The sequence below is a fragment of the Streptomyces sp. NPDC047042 genome, assembly GCF_040644035.1.
Lineage (GTDB): Bacteria > Actinomycetota > Actinomycetes > Streptomycetales > Streptomycetaceae > Streptomyces.
In genome coordinates, this window is sequence record NZ_JBEYVP010000062.1 from 1 (window position 1) to 24,409 (window position 24,409).

12 protein-coding genes and 2 pseudogenes are annotated in these 24,409 nt (G+C 68.9%); 9 read left to right on the forward strand and 5 right to left on the reverse strand.

What is annotated here, in order from left to right; genetic code table 11:
• Positions 1-286 precede the first annotated feature (286 nt).
• Positions 287-2,710, forward strand: a complete 2,424-nt coding sequence (locus ABZ855_RS44485) for a DUF3376 domain-containing protein (RefSeq protein ID WP_360818468.1) — start codon at positions 287-289, stop codon at positions 2,708-2,710.
• A gap of 82 nt (positions 2,711-2,792) precedes the next feature.
• On the opposite strand, the gene ABZ855_RS44490 is transcribed toward ABZ855_RS44485, so the two are convergent.
• The gene (locus tag ABZ855_RS44490; RefSeq protein ID WP_360818471.1) at positions 2,793-8,060 is read right to left on the reverse strand and encodes an NACHT domain-containing protein; all 5,268 of its coding nucleotides are present in this window, start codon (positions 8,058-8,060) and stop codon (positions 2,793-2,795) included.
• A 181-nt stretch (positions 8,061-8,241) separates the two neighbouring features.
• Positions 8,242-10,260 carry a helix-turn-helix domain-containing protein gene (locus ABZ855_RS44495; RefSeq protein ID WP_360818474.1) on the reverse strand — a complete coding sequence of 673 codons (2,019 nt, stop codon included), beginning with the start codon at positions 10,258-10,260 and terminating at the stop codon, positions 8,242-8,244.
• 157 nt (positions 10,261-10,417) lie between these two features.
• Between ABZ855_RS44495 and ABZ855_RS44500 the strand changes: the two genes are divergently transcribed.
• Positions 10,418-11,659 carry a hypothetical protein gene (locus tag ABZ855_RS44500; RefSeq protein WP_360818477.1) on the forward strand — a complete coding sequence of 414 codons (1,242 nt, stop codon included), beginning with the start codon at positions 10,418-10,420 and terminating at the stop codon, positions 11,657-11,659.
• A gap of 75 nt (positions 11,660-11,734) precedes the next feature.
• Here ABZ855_RS44500 and ABZ855_RS44505 read toward each other — a convergent pair whose 3' ends face one another.
• Both ABZ855_RS44505 and ABZ855_RS44510 read right to left on the reverse strand, forming a co-directional pair.
• Entirely contained in the window at positions 11,735-11,896 is a 162-nt protein-coding gene (locus ABZ855_RS44505; RefSeq protein ID WP_360818559.1) for a hypothetical protein, read from the reverse strand.
• An 88-nt stretch (positions 11,897-11,984) separates the two neighbouring features.
• Positions 11,985-12,047: pseudogene (locus ABZ855_RS44510) on the reverse strand (hypothetical protein); the annotation flags it as partial.
• On the opposite strand from ABZ855_RS44510, the gene ABZ855_RS44515 reads away from it, so the two are divergent.
• Positions 12,021-12,254, forward strand: a complete 234-nt coding sequence (locus tag ABZ855_RS44515) for a hypothetical protein (protein ID WP_360818562.1) — start codon at positions 12,021-12,023, stop codon at positions 12,252-12,254. The pseudogene ABZ855_RS44510 and the gene ABZ855_RS44515 sit on opposite strands and share 27 nt — an antisense overlap.
• A gap of 161 nt (positions 12,255-12,415) precedes the next feature.
• Here ABZ855_RS44515 and ABZ855_RS44520 read toward each other — a convergent pair.
• Positions 12,416-12,529: pseudogene (locus tag ABZ855_RS44520) on the reverse strand (IS30 family transposase); the annotation flags it as partial.
• Between the two features lie 380 nt (positions 12,530-12,909).
• On the opposite strand from ABZ855_RS44520, the gene ABZ855_RS44525 reads away from it, so the two are divergent.
• From ABZ855_RS44525 to ABZ855_RS44550, 6 genes are all read left to right on the forward strand, one after another.
• Positions 12,910-14,103, forward strand: a complete 1,194-nt coding sequence (locus ABZ855_RS44525; RefSeq protein ID WP_360818480.1) for a hypothetical protein — start codon at positions 12,910-12,912, stop codon at positions 14,101-14,103.
• Between the two features lie 2 nt (positions 14,104-14,105).
• Complete coding sequence (locus tag ABZ855_RS44530; RefSeq protein WP_360818483.1) at positions 14,106-17,480, forward strand: hypothetical protein; 3,375 nt, start codon at positions 14,106-14,108, stop codon at positions 17,478-17,480.
• Positions 17,477-20,314, forward strand: coding sequence for a DUF3962 domain-containing protein (locus tag ABZ855_RS44535; protein WP_360818486.1), 2,838 nt, complete (start codon positions 17,477-17,479; stop codon positions 20,312-20,314). The genes ABZ855_RS44530 and ABZ855_RS44535 overlap by 4 nt, the downstream gene beginning before the upstream one ends.
• 214 nt (positions 20,315-20,528) lie before the next feature.
• The gene (locus ABZ855_RS44540) at positions 20,529-21,914 is read left to right on the forward strand and encodes a 3'-5' exonuclease (protein ID WP_360818488.1); all 1,386 of its coding nucleotides are present in this window, start codon (positions 20,529-20,531) and stop codon (positions 21,912-21,914) included.
• Entirely contained in the window at positions 21,911-22,594 is a 684-nt protein-coding gene (locus tag ABZ855_RS44545; RefSeq protein WP_360818491.1) for a DarT ssDNA thymidine ADP-ribosyltransferase family protein, read from the forward strand. Before ABZ855_RS44540 ends, ABZ855_RS44545 begins: the two co-directional genes overlap by 4 nt.
• Before the next feature lie 22 nt (positions 22,595-22,616).
• On the forward strand, positions 22,617-24,392 hold the full coding sequence (locus ABZ855_RS44550) for an ADP-ribosylglycohydrolase family protein (protein ID WP_360818494.1): 1,776 nt from the start codon (positions 22,617-22,619) through the stop codon (positions 24,390-24,392).
• Positions 24,393-24,409: the final 17 nt, after the last annotated feature.

Here is a 24,409-nt window from a genome sequence, read left to right on the forward strand (position 1 = left end):
CAGCCCGCCCCCTTGCGCATACCGCATGAGACCGTCGTACCGCAGGGATCACCACTCGTCACGACCGCCCGGACATCACCGATTCAACCTGAGTACCTCCGTTCGGGCGTACTGCGGTCCCGTGCAATCGCGGGCCGCACGAGGAGCTGCAATCGTCGCAACCGGGGGAGGGCGGCGAACTAACCAAGGAGCATCGCGTGGGCCACGACGTCAGGCCGGGAGAAAGAGTGGCGAGGCAGCCATCATGAGGTTCCTCCCACTCCGCTGCACGCCAGCCGCGGACGAGATGGATCGTGTGCAGGTGGCTGACGCTCAAACGACCGAAGTCCGGCTCGCCCTGGTAATGAACGGCGGTGTCAGCCTTGCAGTTTGGATGGGAGGTGTCGCCCATGAGCTCGACCTACTGCGTCGCGCGTCCCGTGGTGACGACGCAGAAGGCGTGGCGGTTGAAGACAGGCAGGTCTTCGAACTCTGGAAGCGACTGGCAAACGATGCTCGCAAGAAAGTACGGATTGACGTCATCTCAGGAACGTCGGCCGGCGGTCTCAACGGCATGCTGCTGGCCACCGCGATCGGTCGTGGATCGGCCTTGCCAGACCTTCGGGAGATGTGGAGGTCGGCCTCGCTCGAATCCCTACTGCCACAGGCCTCAGACTCCGATGAGAGCGTCCTCAGCGGGCAGTCACTCGAGAACAAAATCCGCGAGGCCCTCGCGGCCGTCCCGGAAATGCCAGAGCCCGACACCGAGACGATCACCTTGTTCCTCACGGCGACGGCACTAGACGGCCAGAGTCGCGCCTTCAAGGACAGCTTCGACCAGCACTTCGATGTTCGCGACCACCGGCGTGTGTACCGCTTCAAGAACCAGCGGCCTGGAGGGGGCGCCCAGAGGTACAGGAAAGAGAATGGTACGTGGAAGTTCGGGCCGGATGAACCCAAGCATTTCGCCTCCATCAACGAGTTCGCCTTGCTACGGGCCGCGCGCGCCACCGCTAGCTTCCCGATCGCTTTTCAACCCGTCAGCGAGCTCCCCCTGCTGGACCATCGCGTGCGCCCCGACCCAACATACGGAGACCCAGCAAGTTGCGTCATGGACGGCGGCGTACTCAACAACGCGCCGTTCAGCCCTGTCCTCGACGAAATCACGAAGCGCCGCGTCACCAGGCGGCCGGTGGAACGCGCCCTCGTCTTCGTCGTCCCCTCCGCCGCGCGGCTGGAAGATGAGAAGGTCACGCAGCAGCGTTGCCACGAAATTCACCCCGGCGTCGTGGGCTTGAGCGCTCTGAATTACCCACAGGAGGTGGATCTCCGCTCCGGCACTGAGGACATCGGCCAGCGGGTTCAGACCAGCGTACGCGGCACCCGCGAGAGTCTGTTCGAACGCCTCGTCACTGATACCGGCACGCAGCACCGAAAACAGATGCAGGAAGCCGCCCAGAGTCTGCTCGACGAGTACCGGCGAAGCCGCGTCAACGCCGTCCTGCTGGACCCAGTGGTCGGGTACACGAGCACAGGAGCGGTGACCTCTCTCGCGCCTCTGCCTGAAATGGACGACGATGCAATCGCTGACATCCTCGATCGGCCGCTCTCCTGGTTTCCCCCAGGGGACGAGCAGCTCAGCGATCCCAACGTCGACCACTGGCCGTGGGGAATCATCACTGCCGAGCGGCTCCTGCAGACCCTTGGTCATTACCTGCATGAACTCCTTAGGCCCACGCACGGTCGCGCGCCGAATCTCTCACCGGAGAAGCAGGCGGTGCTCGTCGAAGGGACTGCCAACATCAGCACCCGGCTCCGTGAGGCACTTGCTGTCAGGGAAGCAGTCAGGACTGAGTTGGGTAGTCGACATCTCCTGGACGGCGGACTGGGCGAGATGCAGGCGGCCCTACTGGCCGATCAGGTATTCAACGAGCTGAACGTGCCGGAGGTGGTCGGCCGACTCGTTAACGAGGCGGCCACGTGCTTCCTCCGCACTCTCAAACAGACCACACCGGGCCCACACTATCGGAAGCAAGAGGACGTGATTTCCGCCTATCTGACGGTAGAAGTGCTCACCCAAGCATTCGCGCCGCCTGCGAAGGTCATCGACAATCTAACGCCGAAGTTCAAGTTCCTACGGCTGGGGCCTGACGACATGGGGCCGCTCTTCCACGAGGACTGGTCGGCGCGCCTTGGCGACAAGAAGCTCTACGGCATCCGGTTCCGCCACTTCGGTGCCTTCATCAACAAGGAGTGGCGGCAGTCAGACTTTGTCTGGGGTCGTCTAGACGCAGCCCACTACTTGCTGCCCCTGCTGCTCCCGGACGAGGCTGACAGGCAAGAGGAGAGGACCCTTCACGAAGCGATCCTTGCTGCCGAGGAACTGCCTGGCGAAGAAGTGGATAGCCCCACTGAACGGATGCGAAAGCGCCTGGCGGATCTGACGACGAAAAGCGATGCCCAACTGCTGGCCGACCAAGACGCCAAGCCAGTGAAGAAAACCGGCGACAAGCTGATCGGCGTGATGGTGAAAAATCAGCCGCTTTGCTTCATCGCTGGCCTGGTGTGGCACCGGACTTGGGCAATCTGGCGTAAAGGGCACGGGCGGGGAGAGCAGGTGTCCCTGAGGGATGCGGCAAAGTCCGCTCTGGCACAGATCGTGATCGCTCCACTCATGCTGGGGAGTGCCTTCATCGGGGCCGCGATCGTGGCCCTAATCCGCTATCTCTAGCCTCTCTCTAGCCTCGATCTTGCATGAGGGTCGTCCCGGAGGGCGAGGCCGAGGAGGGAGGCGGGCGGGCGAGGGCGCGCGTTCAGCGAACGGCGTCGAGGAGATCGAGGACGGCAAGCCTGATCGGCCTCGGTGTCATCAGGGGGTTGTCGTGCAGGACGCTGTCGTTGTCGGCGAGCGGCGCCAGGGCCGCTGCGACGTCGGCGGGCAGCCCGGTGGCGGTGGCCAGAATGCCAGCCAGCAGGATCTGCTCGTGGGCCGGTCGGCTGGGGCCAGAAGTGTACGTACGCCCGTGGAGGTGCCATGGGGCGACGCTGGTGTCCATGGTGTCGGGGCTGGTGATGGCATCGATCATGGCTTGTTCGGCTCGGGGGTCGCGGCGGATTCGGTGGGCCGTTGCCTCGATGAGTGCGGGCGCGGCAAAGTCGGCATCGCGGCGCTGGAGTCGTTCGGCGATGCGCAGGGTGAGGTGGGGTACGTGGGCCGCCGGGGCGAGGTTGATCGTCACGGCGATGGCTTCGGGCCAGGTCCAGTCGATTCGGTAGGTGCCAGCGAGGTGTTGTTTCAGGGCGCGGTAGAGGCTGTGCGCGTGTGGGTCGTCCGGCAGGAGGCGGGCCAGGGCGATGCGACACCAGCCGGTGACGGCCATGTCGATGTCGTCGTCATTGATCAGTTGTGATGGCGGCATTCTGCCTGGTGAGCTGGTCAGGAGTTCCAGCAGTTCATGCTGATGGGCGTCGAGCGGGTGGAGCTTGCCCGCCACGTGGAGCACGGGTTGGGGGTCGTTGTCGGTCCGGGCCGCCTGGACTGCTTGGTGGAGAAGGCCTGGATCGTCCGGGTTGGTGTCGGCGTACCAGGCAAACACATTCTTGTCGCGCAGGAGTTCGGGGTCGGCGCGCACGGCATCGCCCAGTGCGCGGTCGACTTCGGGGTGCCGGGTAGCAACGGTCGCCAGCGTGGCCCATACCTCGGTGAGGTCCGGAGGGGTGCGGCTGAGCCGTCCGGCCAGGCGCTCGGGCAGCCGGTTGCCGCACTGTTGTTGAAGCCCGGTCCAGTGGGTTGCGACTAGTTCGGTGAGCTGGAGGTCAGGGCCGGAGAGGGAATCGTCGAATTCAACGGAGGCGGGTCGACCGTTGCTGCGCTCGACGACACCTTCCAGAAGAGTGACATCACCGAGCAGGAGCATGATCACCCAGGCGGTGCGTCGGCGGTCGTCGCCCGTGTTCAGATCGTAGGAGATCAGTTCCTGACGGCATTCGGCGCGCAGCCTCTCCCGTGCCTGCTGCCAGCCGGGGTGTGCTGTGGTGGCTTCCGGTGTCGCGCCGTCGCTACTGGACCCCGTGACCGGGGTGACGGCGAGGGCACGGGCCAGTGCTGTCGCGGCGGCCCGGCGGACTGGGCTCGAGGTGTCGTGGCGCCATTCCTTGAGCAGGTCGGTCACGGTCTCGGTGTCGATGCCGCGCTGTGTGAGCTGCTGGGCGATCAGCGCGCGCAGAGCGGGCGGCAGAGGATTGAGCAGGGCCGTGGCTTCGGTGACGATCTGTGCGGCCTGCGGGCTGGTGAGCGGGCCATAGCCGATGAGAGCTGGGCCGACTTCGGGATCTGCGCCGGTGAGACACTGGCGGGCGTAGTTCAGGACTTCGGGGACTTCGGGCCATGCTCCGATGATCCAGCCGCGCGCGGTGCCGAAGTTCTCTGTCGGCACCGCATCAAGGCAGACGCGGGCAAGTGCCTGTGCGTCGTGGTGTTCCAGAGCTTGTTCGGCTTGAGCGGACAGGACGGGAGACGGTTCGCCACGTACGGCGTTCTTGCAGTCGATCCAGAGGCTGGCGAGGGCGGAGATGGCGTGCTCGACGCCGCTTGGCCGGGGGCTCTGCTGGATCAGCTGGATCAGGCGATCGATGCTGCCTGCGGGACCCAGGACCTTGGCCACGACCTCGACGAAGGACACGGCTTCGTCGGCAGGACCGTTGATTTTGCGCAGCAGTGCTTCTTGGGCAAGGGCGTCGTCGCCGTAGTGCTCTTGCAGAGCCCGGGCGGCCGCGGCTGTACCGAAAGATGCGTCGAGGGCACTGATCAAGCGGTCACGGACGGGGGTGGTGCGGGCCAGCCTGGTCAGGTGGAAGGCGTTGTTGTCTACCGAGTGGAAGGATTCGTGCAGGATGCGGGTCTGAGCAGCTTCACGGATGGCAGGCTCATCTGCCCAAGCGGCTGGCGCGTGGGCCAGGGGGTAGGCCAAGTAGTCGTTAGAGGCGATCGTGCGCGCCGCCCACTGGACGACCTTCGCATCGTGCGGAAATGCGGTGAGCAGCACCCACCAGGCGAGCTCTCTCCATCCAGGGGTGCCGGGCCGGCCGGGAGTGCCCGAGAGGATGGCAAGGCAGAGGTCTCGCACGGATTCGTCGCCCTGGGCTGCGTCACTGACCATCTCTGCGGTGACCCGGTCCAGGGTGTCCCCCACCGAGTCCCGCTCTAGCAGGCTGAGCAGCCACTGACGGTCGTTCTCGTCGTAGGGCTCTGTGCCTTGGGGGGTATCGCGTAGCAGGGCTCGGTGCGCGCGCAGTGCGACGGCCCGGATGCCGATGGCGCCCTGGCGCAGGCCCCAGGAGATCAGTTCCGTCGTCTGGATATGCCCGGGCCAGCCGGTGGCCAGTGCTTCGAGCGCGGCGGCCTGGATGGTGGTGTCGCTTCCTTCGCGTGTCAGGACGGCCAGGGTTTGTGCCACTTCATCGGTGCCTGCCATGCGCTGGGCGAGGGCTTTTGCCGAGGCGTGCTTGACAGCGTCGGAGGGGTGGCGCAGTGCCTGCAGGAGGATCGTCTCAGCGTCCGGTACGGCGATGTCTACGCGGCGCAATGACCAGTAGGCGTTCGGCTCGTCAGTGGTGGCGATGGTCTTGCGGGCGAACCAGGGCAGCAAGATTCGGCGGGCAGTGGGTTCAGCCAGGGCACCGGTGAGGGCGGCGAGCAGACGTGCCCGATGGGGCATCCAGGGGTGCTGCTCGACGCGGGCGCAGAGCAGCAGGGCGAGGCGGGTGACCTCCCGATGGGGCATGCGCACACCGGCGGCCAGGGCCTCCGCGGCCAGCTCGTGGCCGCCCAGTTCCGCCGCCGAGTTCTTCGGGCCTGCGTCGAGGGCCGTCTGCAGGAGTTCGGCGGCGTCGCTCGGGCGGTCCTGCCCCGCCAGCAACGCAAGCAGCACGTCCCGCCAAGACCGGCTTCCCGCCCTGGATCGGACAACGGCCTGCTGGTCGGCGAGGGGCAGGGTCATCAGGTGCTCGGCGGATAGCTGCTCGGCGACAGCACGGTGGGCAAAGCCCAAAGTGCCAGCTCCCTGGGCAAGCAGAATGCCGAGATCTCCTTCGGCCACCTCCATGATCTGCGGTGCCAGACGGCGGGCCTCCGCACTGTCGTAGCCGAACAGGTCGTCATCGCACAGTGCCCGAACCACGCCGACGCGCCACACCCGGATGCTGGCGGCAGGTCCTGTGTCGGCCTGTCGCAGCTCGTAGGCGACAGCGGCCAGCACCTGGCGGATGTCCCGGGCGTCCAGTCCGCCCGCTGGCCGGCGAACGTCGCGCCGCCGGATGGCCGGATGCTGCTCGAGCAGGACGTCGACCAGCCGCCGGTAGGCTTCCATGCGTCGCGTGGGCAGCGGGCCGCTGGACCACATCCCGGCCAGCATCAGCAGGAACAGCGGAACGGCGGCCAGCGCCTTGAGGTCGGCCACGGCCTTGACTTCGTCCAGGAAGCGTTCGGCGGTCTCATCCATGAGGCGCTGCGCGACCTGTCCTGCGTTCTGTTCGCCTGCGGGAGCGGCCGGCTCGGCGGTCACGGCCCTGGCGAAGGCAGCCCGTGTCATGCTCCGCTGCTGTGCCACAGACAGCGACGCCAGGTTTCCCACCCGCCATCCCGCCACAGGCATCAGCCGACGCAGAGCATAGGGGCGGCTGGAGACGATGGCGGCGACGTTGCGGCTGCGGACGAAGTTCTCCAGGAGGGTCAGGGCGGGGCGGGCGCTGTCCTCGTCGGTCCACTCGTCCAGACCGTCGACGACCAGCAGCAGCCGGTCATCGTCCAGAGCCCGCGCCGCCAGATCGTGCAGGTGCTGCGCGGAGTAGCGGGTGAGCCAGGCCCGGACAGCGGACTCCACCGACCGCTCGGCGTCCCCTTTGAGGTATTCGCTCAGAAACGAAAACGGCAACCACACCGGCAGATGCGAGCCGAACTTCGCAGCCAGGGCTGCCGAACGGGGCCTGTCGTCCAGGAGATCGGACACCACGAAGCGAAGCAGACTGGATTTTCCCGCCCCTGGCCCGCCGGCCACGACCGAAAGGTCGCCGTCGGCCAGCCACTCGTCGCAGGCGCTGCGGGTCACCTCCAGACCACCCAGCTCGTCCTCGACCCGGCCGCGCTCCAGCAAGCGGTCCACGGCGGGTACGGCGTCACGGTAGGTCCAGGGGGCGTCCCCGCCAACGACCTGTTCGTTCTCCGCTGTTCCTGCTGCACCCGGGCCTGTTGCGCTGGGCAGACCGTGCCCGTCTCGGCGCTCGTCCGCCAGGGGCTGCTCGCCCACAGTGCCCGGCGGACGACCGAAGAACTCACCACCGCTGTCGGTGATGTCCAGCAAGACGTACTCAAGCGGCTTCGGCGGGTGCGCGGACACGGCCGGAGCCATCAGGACCGCCCCTGTGTCCTGAAGAGCGAAGGAGGCCCGGTACAGGCTGCGCAGGCCCGCGCGCAATGCCACCACATCCTGGCCCGGCAGCCGACCCGCCAGAGCCTGTGCGGCCTCGGGACCGCAGAACTCGGCCACCCAGGAGCGGCCGAAGAAGTCGTCGACGATCTCGGGCAAGTGCCGTAGCCGCTCGCTCACCGACTCGTGTCCCCAGCGCTCGAGCCGGATCCCCGCCTTGTGCAGCCTGTCCGCCTGGCGCTCAAGTTCCTCAGCCAGCGTGGTGAGGCGCAGGGCATGAGTGGTGGCGTAGATGAAGACTTCCGAGCGACTGGCCCAGGAACCGGCCAGGAACTTGTCGACCGCTTTGATGATGTCCGCCGGTGTCAACGTCGCCACGCGCTTTGACTGCAAGGTGGTGTAGCGGCGGCCGGGATCAGTGCCGGCGGACGTAGCCGGAGCGCGGGTGTTGCGAACGAACAGGTCGATGCCTTCCTGTCCCTGCCCTGCCGTCCCGTACAACTCGGCGTACTCGGCGCGGCCGTCGCGCTCGGCAAGCCGCAGAAACAGCCTCTCCACATCCGGCCACGGCAGTTGATCCAGCGGCAGATAGTCGGCCTTGGTGGCGACCGGTGGCGCAACACCGCCCGCAGGAGGAACACGCAGGCTCGTCGGCACCTCCCCCGACGACCGCACCACCGCACCGCTCCGCCTCGCCACGACTCGTATCCTCGCACGGCACTCCTGCCATTTCTGGGCAAGTCTGCGACGGGGAATGAATCTGCTGGCTGGGCGACGCCGCGGGGTGATTCAACCGGCACCTGGGGCCGCCGTGGCCGTTGATGCATACATGCCCACCTCACTCGCGGGCGGCCTTCTCTCCAGCACCGGTCTCTTCCGCGCTTGTGTCCTTCTCAGGCTGCATGGCCGCGCGTACATCGCCGAACAGGTTGATCGTGGTGATCCGGGGTCGCTGTCCGACGCCATTCAGCGCGATGATCGACACCAGCCCCCAGATGACGGCCACCAGGCCGGCCGCGGTGCCCCGGGCGGCCTGTCCGGTCCCCAACCACGTCATCGCGACGGTGCCCACCCCCCACAGCACCCACGTCAGCCTGGCCGCGAAGGCTCGCACGACCGTGGAGAGCACCAGTGCCAGGATGCCGAGACCGATCCACAGAGCGTGCCCCGTCCCGGGGGTGAGCGGCAGACCGGCAGTGTGGGTGTGAAGGAACCGGGTGACCGGTTCGTCGAGGGTGCGCACCGCCAGGCGGGCGTGGTGGCCGAGGTCGAGAGCTCCGACGGCCTGGGCGAGGCCAACTCCGATGCCGTACAGGCCGGGTAGGACGATCGGGGTCAGGCAGATCCACATCCATGCGGGGGCCTCACGCCATTTGCCGGACAGTACGGTGTGGAGTTCGTCGGCTCGGCGGTCGATCCACTGCGCGTCCATCACGCGCAGCCAGGGCTGCTTCTTGGCGAGGTCGGCGGCATGGTTCGGGGACAGGTTGGGTGCGCGCAGGTCGGCGGCGAGGTCGGCCAGGGCTGCGCGGGTGGTGCGCCGCAGAGCCGGGTCGTAGCCCACGACAGTGATCGAGAAAAACAGCATCGTCCAAGGCGCGGTGAGCAGCCACCACCACGGGCCCCAGGAGATGCCGGCCTGCAGGCTCGCCGCGGCGCCGGCGGCGGTGAGGGCGGCGGTGAGGCAGCGCATTGCGCGGGGGGCGAGCGTGGCGTAGGTGATGGGCAGCGGTCGAGGCAGGGGTTCGCTGCGGGCGGCGGCGCGCAGCCACGGCCACAGGCGCGTGATCAGGTGCCAGGGTTCGGCGACCAGGACCAGCCCGGAGAGGGCGACCGGGTCGGTGATCACGATCCAGCCGGGGGCGTGCGCGGCAAGAGCTACCAGGTGGAGCGAGGCGCCGGCGGCGGCGATCAGGCAGCCGAGCGTGCGGCCGAGCAGCGTCGTGGCGGCGTGCCAACGCTCGCTGCGCCGCACCGTGATGTCGGTGGCGGCGGTGGTGGCCGCCAGTCCCATTTGGCCGGCCACTTCGGTGCGCAGCGCGTGGCCCTGGTCGAGGAGGATGCGGGCGGTGCGCAGGGCCTGGGCCGGGTCGGCCAGGAATGCCGTCTGGTCCAAGTCCGGGGCGTGCTCTTCCGGTTGTGGTGCGGCGGCCTCTTCCTTGTCGGGGCCAACCAGGCGGAGGAGGGCGAGTTCTTCTTCGAGTTCCAGGCAACGGTGGCGGGCGGTGGCGGCGAGTTTCTCCGCCTCGTTGCGGGCCTGGCGGGCTTCGGTGAGGTCCTGTTCGGTCTGCTTGAGCTGCTCGATGGCGCGGGTGAGTTTCTCCTGGGCCTGGTCGGCGTTCTCGCTCTCCGGCGAGACGGCGGCGAGCTGCTCGATCTGGACCCTCAGCTGGGCGTTGAGAGTGGTCAGCAGAACCACGAGTTCCTGGGCGGTGGCCAGGTCCTGTGCCAGGCGGTGGCTGTGGGCATCGGCCTGGGACAGGCGTCCGCGGCCCTCGGCGATGAACCGTACGGCGGCCGGCGCGGCACCCTGCGGCGGCTGGCGCACGGCCAGGTCTCCGGCAGGCGGGTTGGTCGCCCGTTCCCACAGCCGAAGGGCCCGCGTCTTCATCGCATCGAGCTGGCCGGCTGGGGCGGTGGCCTCGACCAGTTTCAGCACCACGTCCATCGTCGGGACCGTGCCGGACAGGTGGTTGCCGATGCTGGAGCGAGACCAGCTGAGTTCCTTGGCCAGGTCGTCGTAGGTCTTGCCGGACTTCTCGCGCAGTTCCCGGAGGAACTCGGCTAACGCCCGCGCCTGGGGCGTCTCCGCCCGGATCGCAGCCGGTTTGCGACCCCTCTTTCCCTCACCCGCCATCCATGCCCCCATCAGCGCATTTATTTGTCCTGGACATACCAAGCAATGTCCAGAGTCGACCTGCGTGAACCCTCCGTCGGTGGTGTGGACAATTCCCGGCCGCCGCAGGCTCAAGGCGTACCGCTCAACCCCAACCGCCGTTTCCGGGAGCTGACTTATGCGCACCGCCGCCGCTGCGAGCCGCCGTTCCTCCGCCGTCCGCCGCTCTGCCCGCGCCGTGCCCCCTGCCCGCCGCCGCCCGCGCCCCAGGCACGGGGACATAGCCGTTGACACCGCCATGGGCCTGCTCGTCGACCTTCGCCAGGCGCCGGACAGCGTCCGCGATCTGCCGCGCGGGCGCGCTTCCGGCCGCTACAGCTGTCTGGCGTGCGGGCGGGTGCTGGAGCTGTGCGGGCCCCGCGATCACACTGACTTCACCGCCCGCTTCCGTCACACCCGGCACGAGATCGACCGCTGCCCGGCCAGCCCCGAGCGCCTAGCCCGTGTGCGTGCCGCCGTCGCCGACGCCCAGGCGCTCGCCAAGTACCTCGTTCCCGCCGCGCCCGGAGTGCGCATCTGGGTGACGGTGACCGCCACCGCCGAGCCGGACGTGATGCCGGTGCTAGCGCTGCGGCTGGAAACCTCCTCCGGCGCCGGCGTCATCCACCTCCCCCACGGCGAGCTGAGCGACCACCAGGTCGACCGAATCCTGGCCAGCCGGGACACCGCGACGCGGCAGTGGGTCATGTTCGACCGCCACGACGGCGCCCACTACCGATCGGCCGGCCAAGTCCGGGTCCGTTGCCGCCGGCAGGACCAGCGCATCGACAAGATCATCCCCACCTCCGGCCAGCGGCGTTTGGCCCAGGCCCAGGCCCAGTTCGTCCTGGCCTGGCGCGACAACGGCACACTGCTGCTGCCCTTCGGCAGCCACCCGATCACCTACCCGCCCCGGGCCGGAGAGGACTGGAGCGGATCGGCAGCCTCCTGGCAGCGGGACTGGAAGATCAGCCAGCCCAGGCCCACCGACGGCGCCGCCTGGTGGGGCCTGCTGCCCCTGCCCCTGCGCGCCCTGGCCGCCCCCGCCCTGCTGGGCGCCGCGGTCACCGCGATGGCCGACCTGGAAGCAGCGCAGTCCGGCCGCGAGGCATACCGGCGCGGCAAGGCCCGCGAACGCTACTCCCAGCAGCAGACCCGGCTCGTCCCCGCCCGGCCGCAGCAGCTCGCCCTCCCGCTTCCCGCCGGCACCGCCACCTCCCCCGACAGCACCATCTCCGCCGCGGACCAGATTCCCCAGCTCTCCACCCAGACCCCGGCAGCTGCCGGTCTGGCGCCCGATCCCGAACCCGCCGCCCGGGAATTCCAACCGCGCCGGTGGCGGCGCTGGCGCAGGCTCCTGGCCCGGCTGCGCCACCGCTGAAGCGCCGAGCCAGCATCCCGGGCGCAGTAGCGAACCGGAGGCTGCCCGGGCGGAACACCGCACGATGTGGCCGGACTACCGTGCCAGTGCTTGCAGGCCGCTGGCCAGATCAGCCTGTGCCAGTTCTTCGCGCTCGTCCGGTGTGAGCCAGCGGGCGGATGACCCGGCAGCGGTTCGCTCCGCCAACAGCACGTCGTCGACGGCCTCGGCGACGGCGTGCAGGTGGCTGATCACCATGACAAGGCGGGTCGCTGCCGGCCCGGGTGCGCAGCACCTCGAGGGCCGAGTCCAGTGCGGTGGTGTCGAGGGCTGCGAAGCCCTCGACAAGGAACAGGGAGCCGAGAGCCGGCCCGCTGGGGGAATGCAGTTCAGCAAGCGCCAGGGCCAAGGCGAGCGATGCCTGGAATTTCTCTCCCCCGGACAGTCGGTTTGGGGGGTGAGCGACTTTGGAGGTGCGGCTGATGATGTCGAGGCTGTCGGCGGAGCCGAATCGCTCGTCGGACATGTGTCCGAGCAGGTCACTGGCGACGCCGAGCAGTGCGCGGGTGCGCAGGGCGGTGAGGGGCGGATTCCAGCGATCATCGCAACACAGTGATCATTCCAGTGTTGCGAAGAGGTCTGCGGGGGTCTGCCAGCCGAGGGTCCTGCGGGGGCGGCTGTTGAGTTCGGCGGCGACGAAGGCGAGGTCGTCGGCGCTGAAGATGGCCGTATCTTCCCCTCCTTGGAACGGGCGCGGTGCACGGATGCCCGGCACTGGGCCTGGAAGGGGCGGTACTTGCCGGTGCTTGGGTTGCGGTTACGGCGCATTTCCCGGCTAATCGTGGCCGGGTCCCGGGCGATGGCGCGCAGGGAGTTCCCGGCTCGGAGCAGTTGCAACCACCTCTCGAACCCAAGTCGCCCTGGTGGAGCCCGTTCAAACCGCAGGGTCCATGAAGCTGGCGGCCGCCACACGGAGCCGAGCGCGGGGCTGATCGACTCGCAATCCGTCCGCACTGCCGACACGGTCCCCGCGGCTGAAGGACCGCAAGAGGTTGATCGTCACCGATAGTCTCGGCCTGCCCCTGACCGTCCACGTCATTGCGGCGAGCATCCAGAACCGTGACAGAGCGAAGCGGCCGCTGCTGTGGACCAGGCTCGGCCATCGTCGCTTTACCACACTCACCCTTGCACATTCATGTCTCAGCACTCCACGGGGTGACCTGCAACAACAGAAACGTTGCTGTTCGTAAGTGTGTGTGTACGGTGCGCGGGTGACGGTGCACCAGGCAGCCCACGAGCGGCTGGCCGAGGTCGGCAGCAACATCGCCGACGACTACATGACGTTGAAACTGCTGGCGGCCGGCCTGGCACGGATCCTGTGGGAGCGCCAGCGCGTCCGTGAAGGGGCGGAGCCCACGACCGGCCTGCTCCCGCAAGCGTGGCGCACGGGTGTGACACGGTTGTGGTGGCGTGCGCTGGAGCAGGGAAGTAGTCCGCCGATCAGCGACATGGAGGTGTTCGCCTGGTGCCGACTGCCGCTGGGGGGCTGGCCTGTGCGACTGGATGTCTCTGACAGCGACGCAGAGAGCCTGTTGATCGATGGCGAGGAATTGTCGGCGTTCGCGGATGAGGCGGCCCGGCTCGCGCCCAGGTCGGATGCCGAGGCGGAGCTCACGGAGAATCGGGCGTTCGCCAAGCTGCAGGCTACGGCGGAGCTGCACGGGCGCACGGAGGAGGAGGTCCAGCAGGCCTATGTGGCGCTGCGACTGTTCCTGATCGAGACCCCGGTGGTATCCGACCTCGAGCTGAACAAGCTCACGGGGCGGTTCAAGGAGGTGGACCGTCACGGTCGCCTGTATGTGCGGGACTTCTTCGACGCCGCCTACCAGTACCGCAAGACCGGCGGGCCTGCGTCCTGCCGAGTCTGCAGCGACTGCGGCAACCCCCTGCACGAGGGCGTTGAGATGTGCGGGACGCCCGGTTGTACCGGGGTTCCGGTAATCAGGCAGCTCAAGGTGCTGGAGGGTTATTACGTGCAGCACCGCGGCGTGCGGGCCTGCATGCACGACCCGGGCTTGGTGGAAAAGCGCCTGTTCGATGCGCTCGGGCATCTCCCGGAAGGTCGGGCGCGGCTTCACAAGTGGCCGGGCATGGACGCCTGCGACGTCGCCGTGGAGTTCCGCGATCCGGCCGCGCCGGATGATCCGGATCGGTCCGAGTGGTGGGCTGGGGACGCCAAGGACTGCACGAGCGCGACGATGCTGGGGCGATCGTTCAAATGGGACCAGCGCATGCGGGCACGGCATCGGTTCTTGATCCTGCCCCAGCACCGGTTTGAGCAGAAGCACTATGTCGACGACCTCAGGCGGGAGATGCAGGGCCGCAGCGACGGCGTCCGGGTCATCTCCGAGGGTGACTTCATCTCGAAGGCCCGTGCCCGGGCTCTTGGAGGCACACCGTGGTGAGGATGGGCTCGCAGTGGTACGAGGACCTGGTCACCGACCTCCAGCAGACCGGCCTGGACGCGCGGTTGGGTGACCTGTCGCCGGCGGAGTTCTGCCAGCTCGAGCTCGGCTTGTTCTATCTGGACCAGCACCTGACCGGGCAGCCGGTCGGCGCACTGTGGACGGCGCTCAACCACTATGCGGACCTGGGGCCGACGGGCTTGGAGGTCGTCCGGCGGGTGCGGCTTCGGATGGGCGACGCGGCGCGCGGCGGCCAGTGGCGCGAGCGGCTAAACGAGTATCGCAAAGTCCCGGTCGAGCTGCGGATGTTCACCACCGCCGGCCCGCCCGGGCATCGGGTCCTCAACGACACGCTCTTCGAGCGGTACCCCTCGCCGCATCTTCCGCAGCGAGAAGGCGCCTACCGGGCTGCGCTCGCCGACGCGGTTCCCTACGACATCGAGCCGACCCACGAACCGGTGCCGCCGGGCGCCGAGTGCTTCTTCAAACGGCGCGACGGCGCGGTCGAGAGCCTGCGGATCCCGTCCTGGCTCCGGGTCGCCCCACCGACCGCACGGCTCGCTGCGCGCGCGAGCCGCGTCCGGGAACCGTTCCCTGTCACCCGTGACGATCTGGCCCAGGCCTTCAAGGAGATGGACCGGGCCCTGGAGTCACACCCGCAGATCAGTGACCGCGACTTCGAGCGGCGCTTTCAGAACATGACGTTCTCGCGTGTCGACCAAACGGCTGGGCGACTCGTCGACGGCCTGGGGGTGTTCACCGTCGACGGGATCGCCCACACGGTGGGGTTGATGAACGCGGGCAAGAGCACCTTGCTGGACGGGCTGGCGTTCATCGGTGTCCGGCGCGGACTGCGGGTGGGCTACGTGATGCCGTCGATCAGCGCCGCGCTGGCCAAGGTGCGGTTCCTGCGCGCGCTGGGGATCCGCGCGGTCCCGCTGATCGGCCGTACCACCCGCGAACGCCACGTAGAGAGCTACTGGCGCGACGAGCTGTACGACGTGGACGCCGGGCACGCGCTGCCCGGTCCGGAGTTGGATCCGGCGGCGGAGTTCACCACGTCGATGTGCCTGCTCGAGCCGCTGCGTACCGGTGCCGGGCGCGGTGACGCGCCGTTGCGGGAGGAGGACTTCCCCTGCCGCGGGCGGCTGAAGCTGCCGACGAAGCGCGAACTGCACGACTGCCCGTTGACGCACGTGTGCCCGCAGCAGGCCGCGGCGCGCGCGGTCCCGGATGCGCAGGTGTGGGTGATGACATCCTCCGGTCTGGTGAGCAGCCGGATGGAGGGCTCTTCCTACCGGGCGCGGCAGATCGAGGCGATCCAGCACGAGCTGGGCCTGTTGCTGGTCGACGAGGCCGACAAGGTGATGGGCGATTTCGACCAGCGGTTCATGCTGCAGGAGCCACTCACCTTTCCCGGTGGTTGGAGCGCCCGCACGGCGATCGCCTGCCATGACAGTCTCGACGCCGCCTGGCATCAGCCGCTGACCCATCCTGATGTGCGCCGCTACCAGGGCTACATGCTGCGGCACTACCAGGCGCTGGCCGGCCTGTACCCGCTGCTAGTTACTCCGCCGGACAAGAGGAACAAGAGCCAGGACAAGGACGGGAGCGGCAGGGGCCGGGGCGGCGAGGATCTGCTGTTGGAGATCGTCGCGGAGGGCCCGTTCAGCGGTTTCTCGCTGCTGAACCGGCTGGCCCGGTCCTTGCACGGGATTACCACCTTGCAGGAGCGGCCGGACCAGGCCAAGGAGGAAGAGGCCGCGGACCGGTTCTTCGACGAGTTCCTCGCGCCGCCTGCCCGGGACCCGTTCAAGGCGCCTCCCGGTCACCTGGACCGCCTGCTGACCGCGATGACGGCCGGCTACGACACCGAGTGGTCCGGGAAGGAAGCGGCCGGGGGATGGCTGCTCGAACACGCGCCGAAGGACAAGGAGGGGAACGTCAGCGGCTGGGTGGAGCAGATGCTGCCGCAGCTGGTACGGCTGCTCATGGCCGGCATCTGGTCGGCGCGGATCACCACGAGTTTCTTCGGCGCCAACTCGCTGCTGCCCGCGGTCCAAAAGCAGATGCCGATGGAGGCGGCCGACAGCTTCTTCAAGCACCAGCCGCCGCCCGACCTGCAGATGCTCGTGCCGGAGCAGGCCATGGGCAACATGCTGGCCCTGCAGTGGAAACCGAACCGGGACGCCACCAGCGGTTCGCTGGAGATCCTGTGGCTGCGCGGAGTGGGCCGCTGGCTGCTCTACCACCTGCACGACCTGCTGGGGTGCGAGGGCATCGAGGGCCCCAACGTGGTGCTCACCTCTGCCACGAGCTGGATGCCGGGCTCGGCGCGCTACCACGTGGCCATCACTCCGCAGCTGATCCTGCGCGAACCCGAGCCGTGCGCGCAGGCGCTGCGCCAGAGCCGGATGCTGTTTCGGCCACAGTACCGACCCGGCGACCACAAGGGCACCTTCGTATCCGGCGCCGGTGGCCGCCAGCAGCGTGAGGACGCCCTGCGCGCCGTCCTGGACGCGATCTGCAACCCCGCGCCCGGAGCCTCCAGGTCGCTGGTCGACCAGGTGCGTGATCGGCTGGACCCCGATCGTCAGCGGCTCGCGTTCGTCACACTCAGCGGCAAGGACGCGGCCGCGTGCGCCCTGCACATGAACCTCAAGACCCGCCTGGCGGCCCGCCACGTCACCCCCGACTCCGAGGCCCCTGGCCGGTATGGGCTGGCCTACCGGCGGATCGGGCGCTTCGCCGCGACGGACGCCGACGTCATGGTCGCCCCGGAGGGGTCGCTGCAGCGCGGCCACAACGTCCTCAATGAACGGGGGGTGGCGGCGTTCGGCGCCTTGTTCTACCTCGCCAGGCTGCACCCACCCGCCGACGACCTGTCGTTCCCGCTCGCCGTTCTCAACCAGTACGCGATGCAGCGGCTGCTGGACCCGGTGGACGGCACGGATCCGGGTGTGAACCTGAGCAAGCAGGCCCAACTGCTGCGCGCCGATGCCCGCGGCCTGTGGCTGACCTTGATGGGGCAACCGCTGTTCTTCTCCCGCCTTGCCCGCGTCGACCTTCGGCGGGCGTTCGTCAGCGACCTGATGGTGCAGCTGTACCAGACGCTCGGACGCACGATCCGCGGCAACGTGCCGACCCGGATCTACCTCATCGACGCCGCGTTCGCGCCCCGGGCCGCCAACCTGCGCGAGACAGCCGAGGACACCGACCGCACCAGCGTGCTGGTCGCCGGCCGGCAGTTGATCAACCGCCTGCTTGATCCCCCTCCCCCGACCGCGCTGCCTGGGCGGCGGCTCGAGCACGAGATCGCGAGTGCGACCTGGGGCCTGCTGGGCAACCTCTTCGAGACCATGGACTGGGGCCGATGACCGAGCGACCGAAGCGACCTAAAATCTCCTTCAGCGGGATCCAGTTCCCGCTGTTCGCCGCGAAACCGGACGAGTGGTGGCCGTGCGAGCTGCACAGCGCGGCATTCCCCAGCGCCCTGCTCCCCCGCCTGGAGCGGGCCTGGGCCTCCAATCCGAAAGCGCGCCACAAGGACCGCCTGCCGACGTGGGCACTCACAGAATTGCTGCTGGAGCTAGAGCCGCAGCTACTGGCCGTCTCCACCGATCTGCGCACCGGCACCTGGCTGCGCGCGATGCGCCCGCTTGCCGACACCACCGTGGTGGCACTCGCGCTGGAGGCCTGGGTCTGCGGGCACGTCGCCCCCCACCAGGCCGACGTCCCATGGGGCGAGGTTATCGGCGAGGCGCTGAAGCTGCAGTGGAAACCGGCCCGGCCGGATCTGCTCGAACGCGGCGTGCGACCGAACGGCACCGCCGAGCCCAGCGAGGCCGCCTACAAGATGCTGGCGACATTTCTTGCCGCCAGCTGGGTCGACCGAGGCCGCCAACTGGGCGGCCGCGACACCGACGAGGGATCCTCGTGGATCATGGGCCCGGCCTCGCCCGACGGTGACCGGTCAGTGTTCCTGTGGCCGCCGACCCGCCTCTCACGAGGCGGCGAGCAGGGCTACAGCACCCACTACCTACGCTTCAACGTGGTCACACTCCCCCACGACGAACGGCTGCTGCTGCGCGTGGTCCCGCACGTCGCGCGCATGGCCGTCACCCAGCCCGCCTACATCCCAAGGCGCAGCCAGTACGAGCCCGCCACCGCCACCATGCTGCTGTACGCACCGAGCGGCGTGCTGCGCGGCACCGAGCGGGACACGCTGCTGCGCGCCCCGGTCACCGTGACCGGTATCAAAGACGAGATGCGGTGGACGTGGAAACCCGGCCTGCCCCAGATCCTGTCACGGCTCCCCAGCCCCGACCTGTTCCCGCTACCCGACCAGGTCCGCAAGGACCCGGCCCGCTTCGCCTCCCCGAGCGAGGCCGGGGGCGACCAAGCGCCCAAGCCCCGGGCGTTCCTGCAACACAGCACCGGCTACAACTACTTCAAAGACGACGAGGACAACAACGACGACGGGACGCGGGAGACTGGTGGGCATCCCACCGGGACCGGCTTCCAGCCGATCGACCACCTGACTGTCTTCGAAGCCCTGGCCCCGGTCCTTGAAGAGCACCACCTCGTGCCGGTCACCCCGGCGGCGGAGGTGAAGCCGCGCTCACGGCGGCTGCCGAAGAAGCGCACCAAGGCGGGCGTCGAGCACCCGATCGAGCTGTGGCACGCGACGCCGCGCACCGCCGACGCCGTCCACCTCGTGCTCACCCGGATCCTGGGCCTGGAGCACGCCACCACTGCCCACAAGGGCGACGCGGTCGTGGGCTGCTACCGCGGCAACGAGTTCAGTGTCCGGCTGCGCCTGGTCAAGCCCGGGCTGCTGCTGGCCGGCTGGCCCAAGGCCACCGACAGCGACCCGGACAAGCGCCGCCGGGCCCGTCAGGCCGCCCTCGGGGAACGCGCCCGGCTGTGGCAGGACGCGTTCCCGCCCGAGGACCGCCCGGTCGGCTGCCTCATCGAGTTGGAGGGCCCGGGCTACTACAAGGCCGCCCGGCTGGAGGACCCGAAGAAACCGCTGAAGAACGCCCTGCCGCCCCGGTGCAACCGGCTGGTCCAGATCATCAAGCCCGTCAACCGAGACCCGAACCCGGACGCGAAGAGCGCCGGTCTGCACCCGTTCGAGAACACCGAGGTACGCAAGCAGGACATCGAGCGCATCACCGCTGCAGTGCTGGACCTGCTGAGGCAGCTGGGCCGCCTCCCCACGCTCCCACCGCTGTTCGGCACCGCACCGCTGGAAGTATCCGCGCTGTGGCTGGCCCACGCAGGTCCTCACTTCGTTCCGATGCTGCTTAGGATGCGTACCGACGGCACCGCGACCGGTCAGCTGATCCCGAGCCAGAACCACCCCGTCGAAGCAGAGATCCCTCTCGAACTGCTTCCCGCGGCGCTGGCCGAGGGCCGCGGGAAGGTGAAGCGGACTGACCAGGAAACACTTGCCCGCTTCCTGCGCGGCGCGCTCGCCGAGGACGACACCCACGACCGGCTCTTCATCGCCCGCGCCGCGACGTTGCGCAACAAGGGATTTTGGCCCTGGCTGTCCAACCAGCACATCACCGCCGACGCACTCGTGTGGCCAGGGGTCTCGCTCACCGACCCCGAAGCGGTGCCCGTCCCCCGCACACCAACGAGCCTGCCGGGCCTGCGCATTGTGCGGATCAACGACGACAACGACGAGCTGCCCCACGGCTTCGGCATCGGTCCGGCCCCGGAAGCGGCCGAGCCTGTCGCCGGCATCGAGGATGCCGGCGACAGGCAGGACCAGGCGGAGTCCCACCTGGGAGCCGCCCAGGGCCAAGGCGCAGCGGGCGACGGCGCGAGCGGTGGCGACGGCGGTGATGCCGAGGAGGCGGAGTCGGTCGCGGTGCTGCCCGAACTGCCATACGGATGGGGGCGGTTCTCCGGAGTCGCGCGGTGGAACGACCGCGGCTACCTGGCCATCAATCCCCGCCCCGACACCAGCCAGCTGCCCAAGGGCGTGAGCAAGCTGTCCGGGCCGGGCAACGACAGCAAGAACGGCCAGAACCCCACCTCGCTGCACATCCACGCCTCCTTCCTGCAGGACGGCGACGATCCGGACCTGCTGGCGCTGTACGTGCAGTCACTGCGCCGCTTCCACGCCCACACCAGCAAGGCGACGCGACTGCCGATGATCCTCCACCTGGGCAAGCTCATGGAGGAGTACATCTCCTGAGGCAACCCGGTGGGCCGCTCGGCCGAGCGGCGCTAGCTAGGGCCCGGCCACAGCCACCTCGTGCACCGTTTCCGGGCGCCACCAGGCTGCGCCCCGCGGGTGTTTGTCTTCTCATGGGGCCGGACTCCTGGACCCATCGAATATGCGAAGGGGTAATGCCGCCGATTGCCCGCCGCGCTTTCCGTGCACACGACATACTGCTCCCATGGTGGGGGTGGATCTTCCAGAGCCGCAGGGACAGCAGCGCGAGGTCGTCTACCTGGCTGCGCAGGGGCACACGGTGGTGCTCGGCACGGCGGGCAGCGGCAAGACGACGATGGCAGTCCACCGCGCGAGGTATCTGGCCGGGGCTCCCGGGATCGGTGGGCCTACGCTGCTGCTGACGTTCAACAAAGCGCTGGTGACCTACCTGAAGTCGATCGGCGCCCGGGCGCCGCATCTGACGGTGGAGAACTACCACAAGTTCGCGCTGGGCTACCTGAGTTCGGTGACCGGCGGCCCGGTCTGGGTCTGCAAGACCAAGGAAACGCTCGTCGAGAAGGCCCTCGCGGAGGTCCGAGCGACCACGCAGCGCGCGGTGGCCGCCCGGCCGCTGGACTTCTTCCTGGACGAGCTGCACTGGATGGCCGGCCACGGGGTGACCGGGCAGGCGACCTACTTGAATGGGGTGCAGCGCATCGGACGGGGCACGCCTCTGGCCCCGGCCGACCGGGCCGTGGTGTACCAGGTGTACCGCCGTTACCTCGAGTTGCGCGCCGCGGCCGGCCTGAACTTGGACTGGGACGACGCGGCCAGCCAGGTGCTGGAGCACCTGAGGACCGACACGCGGCCGCGCCTGTACCGCCACATCGTCATCGACGAGGGGCAGGACTTCACTCCGGAGATGATCCGCTCGCTGGCCGCAGCGATCCCCACGAACGGGTCCTTGACATTCTTCGGCGACTACGCCCAGCAGATCTACGGCAGCCGCATGTCCTGGCGGTCGCTGGGCCTGTCGGTGTCCGGCAAGATCGAGTTCGAGCAGAACTACCGCAACAGCCGCCAGATCGCCCGTCTGGCGCACGCGATGTCGGAGATGCCGCACTTCCGCGACGAGGTCGACCTGGTGGCACCGAGGGCACCGACGGCTGACGGCCCGCTGCCCACGCTCGTGACGGTGGCCTCGAAAGCTGATCAACTGCGGCAGGCGGCTTCCTACGCTAACGGCCTGGCCGCCGACCGGCGTGTCGCAGTGCTGATGCGGACCCGTGCCCAGGAGGCGGTGCTCAGGCAGCACTTGGATCCGCGGCACCGGCACTACCGCATCCACCGCGAACTCCCGTCGTGGCCCAAGGGGCCGGGGGTGTTCTACGGCACCTACTCGGCGGCCAAGGGCCTGGAGTTCGACTCGGTGATCCTTCCCTTGTGCGATGTGGACGAGCTGCCCAAGCCGACCGAGGTCGCCGCCCATGGGCTGGAGGAGGCACTGGCCAGAGAGGCCCGGCAGCTGTACGTGGCGGTCACCCGTGCCCGCAGCGAACTGGTCATTCTGCGCTCCGGGCCGCTGACTCCCCTATTGCCCGACGCGATGTCAGACCTGTTCTATAGCCTTCCGACATGACTGGGATCTGGGCGCGGGCGCAGCAGCGCGGCATCACGCGGCTGTGCCACTTCACCAAAGCCGTGGGCCTGGGCCACATCCTGTCCACGGGCGAGTTGCGCGGGGCGGCGGAGCTGCGGGAGAGCAGTGAGGGATTCCGCCCCACCGACCAGCGGCGCCTGGACGGCTACCTACACCACATCAACTGCAGCGTCGAGTACCCCAACACCTGGTACCTGGACAAGGCCCGGGGACTTGATCCGCACTTCCAGGAGTGGGTGATCCTCACCCTCGACCTGCGGCTGCTGGATCTGACCGGGACGGGGTTCTGCCCCTTCAACGCCGCCCGCCACGAAGGAGTTCACGTCGCCGGGGGCCTGGCTGCATTCGAGGCGATGTTCGCACCGCAGGTGACCGGCAACGCCCCCCGGCGGCGTGGGCCCGCGCACCCGCTGTGGGCGCCCACCGACGACCAGGCCGAGGTGCTGATCCCCGGGCCGGTGTCCGCGACCGCCATCACCTCGATGATCGTCGCCTCCAAGGAGCAGGCCGAACTTGAGCGGTATCGACTGACCGACCACCTGGTCACGGGGAAGCTCTTGCCGCCGATGCTGGTGGCCCCCGACCTGTTCGACAAGTATCAGCTCAGCAACCTGGTGCGGGCCGGTCAGCGTCCCGCCGAGCATCCCGTCAGCCCATGAACGACTCTGGCAGAGTGACCCCGTGAATGCTTCGCCCGCCCTTCACCCCTGGCGTGACCGCGCCACCGGCACGCTGCTGGCGGCAGCGGCTGGCGACGCGCTGGGCTGGCCCTACGAGCGGCGCGACCGCACCCGCCCGCTGGGAGAGGTGCCCGCCTCGGGGGGCTTCTTCGCCTGGGACCGGTTCGCGGGCTCGCGGCAGCAGCGTGTTCCCGAGCACGTCGACGCAGGCGACTACAGCGACGACACGCAGATGACGATCGCGGTCGCCCGTGCCCGGCTGGCGGCCGGCCCGCAGTGGCTGAGGTGGCTGGAGCGGGTGGAGTGGCCCTTCCTACTGGATTACGAGCGTGGCGCAGGCGCCAGTGTCAAGGCCGCCTGCCGGTCCTGGGCGCGTGACCGCGCCCCGTGGGACGGGCCGGCCGCGGCGGTGGCCCGGTACTTCGCCACCGGCGCGAACGGCGCGGCGATGCGGATTGCCCCGCATGTACTGGTCCACCACCAGAACCTGCGGTTCGATGAACTCGCCACCGACGTGGTCCGCGACGCGGCCACCACCCACGGCCACCCGAGGGCGCTGCTCGGCGCGGTCGCGCACGCCTATGCGCTGTGGGTCAGCCTGCGCGAGTCTCCGCCACTGCCCTACGGGTGGCTGGTCAACACGTTGCTGGACGACGCGAAGCACTGGCAGCAGCCGTTCTGGCGCGTCCTGCCGGAGGCGTGGCAGGACCGTGCAGCCGGCCACTTCGAGGGCCGGTTCGATCAGGCGTGGCTTGCAGCAGCGACGGAGGCCGAGCAACTTCTGGGCGCCGCACAGAGGGAGTTGAAGGAGGGCGCGGTCAGCGCCCCGACGCTGTTCCTCACTCGGCAGGGCCTCACTGCCAAGGACAGTCGCGGGTCCGGGACGCTCTGCGCGGTCGCGGCGGCCTATCTGGCCACGCGGTCGGCTTCCAGCCCGGACCTGGCGCTTGCCACCGCCGCCCGTCTCGACGGCGCCGATACCGACACCCTGGCCTCGATGACCGGTGCCCTGCTCGGCGCGGCGCTCGGCACCGAATGGCTCGGTGCGATGGGCCGTACCGTCCAGGACCGCGCCCTGCTCGTCGACCTGGCCGAGGGCCTTATCGCAGCACCGGAGAAGGCTCGGATGCAGGCCCCGACCCACGAGCAGGCGCTGGGGGCCCGGACCGTTTTCGCCGAACAGCTGTCGCGTGCGGCGGGCGTCCCGCGCACGCTGCGGCTGCCCGACCGTCGCAACGCCCACGTGAGTCCGGCCCCGGAGGACGAGGCGGAGCGGTGGCTGGTAGCGGTGACGGAGGACGGCCAGACCCTCCATCTACGCCGACCCGAGAACCGTCAGGCTGCGCTGTTCGACGTCGCCTCGTCCCCTGGCCTTGCCCGGGTCGAGCCGTCTCGGCCACCGGTGCCCACCCCGCAGACGGCGGCCCAGCTGCAAGGCGCCTACGTGCAGGTCGCCGACTCCGAACAGGTCCGCCGGGTCCTGTCGTTTTTCTTCGGCCTCTCGCCCGACCGCTACGGCCCCACCTGGGCCTCCTACGGTCAGCTCGTCCTCACCCAGGACCGTACCGCCACACCCGCCCCGCCTGAGCCGCTCGCTCAGTTGCGGGTCGCGGTGCCGGACGTGCACCAGATTCGGCAACTGCTCGCCAGCCACGACGTGAACGTCACCGGTGACGAGGAGACCGGCACCTTCCGGGTCCAGATCGACCCCTACCTCACCGTGGTGTTCGCGGCTGCCGGCGACCGTCGCGCACCACGTTGGGACTTCGGGCTCTGACACCTCGAGACGACCTG

What these genes read in the sequence shown, in the direction of transcription:
- ABZ855_RS44485 (WP_360818468.1), top strand. Translation starts at nt 287, where the DNA reads ATGGATCGTGTGCAGGTGGCTGACGCTCAAACGACCGAAGTCCGGCTC.
- ABZ855_RS44495 (WP_360818474.1), bottom strand. Translation starts at nt 10,260, where the DNA reads ATGGCGGGTGAGGGAAAGAGGGGTCGCAAACCGGCTGCGATCCGGGCG.
- ABZ855_RS44500 (WP_360818477.1), top strand. Translation starts at nt 10,418, where the DNA reads ATGCGCACCGCCGCCGCTGCGAGCCGCCGTTCCTCCGCCGTCCGCCGC.
- ABZ855_RS44505 (WP_360818559.1), bottom strand. Translation starts at nt 11,896, where the DNA reads ATGGTGATCAGCCACCTGCACGCCGTCGCCGAGGCCGTCGACGACGTG.
- ABZ855_RS44515 (WP_360818562.1), top strand. Translation starts at nt 12,021, where the DNA reads ATGCAGTTCAGCAAGCGCCAGGGCCAAGGCGAGCGATGCCTGGAATTT.
- ABZ855_RS44530 (WP_360818483.1), top strand. Translation starts at nt 14,106, where the DNA reads ATGGGCTCGCAGTGGTACGAGGACCTGGTCACCGACCTCCAGCAGACC.
- ABZ855_RS44535 (WP_360818486.1), top strand. Translation starts at nt 17,477, where the DNA reads ATGACCGAGCGACCGAAGCGACCTAAAATCTCCTTCAGCGGGATCCAG.
- ABZ855_RS44545 (WP_360818491.1), top strand. Translation starts at nt 21,911, where the DNA reads ATGACTGGGATCTGGGCGCGGGCGCAGCAGCGCGGCATCACGCGGCTG.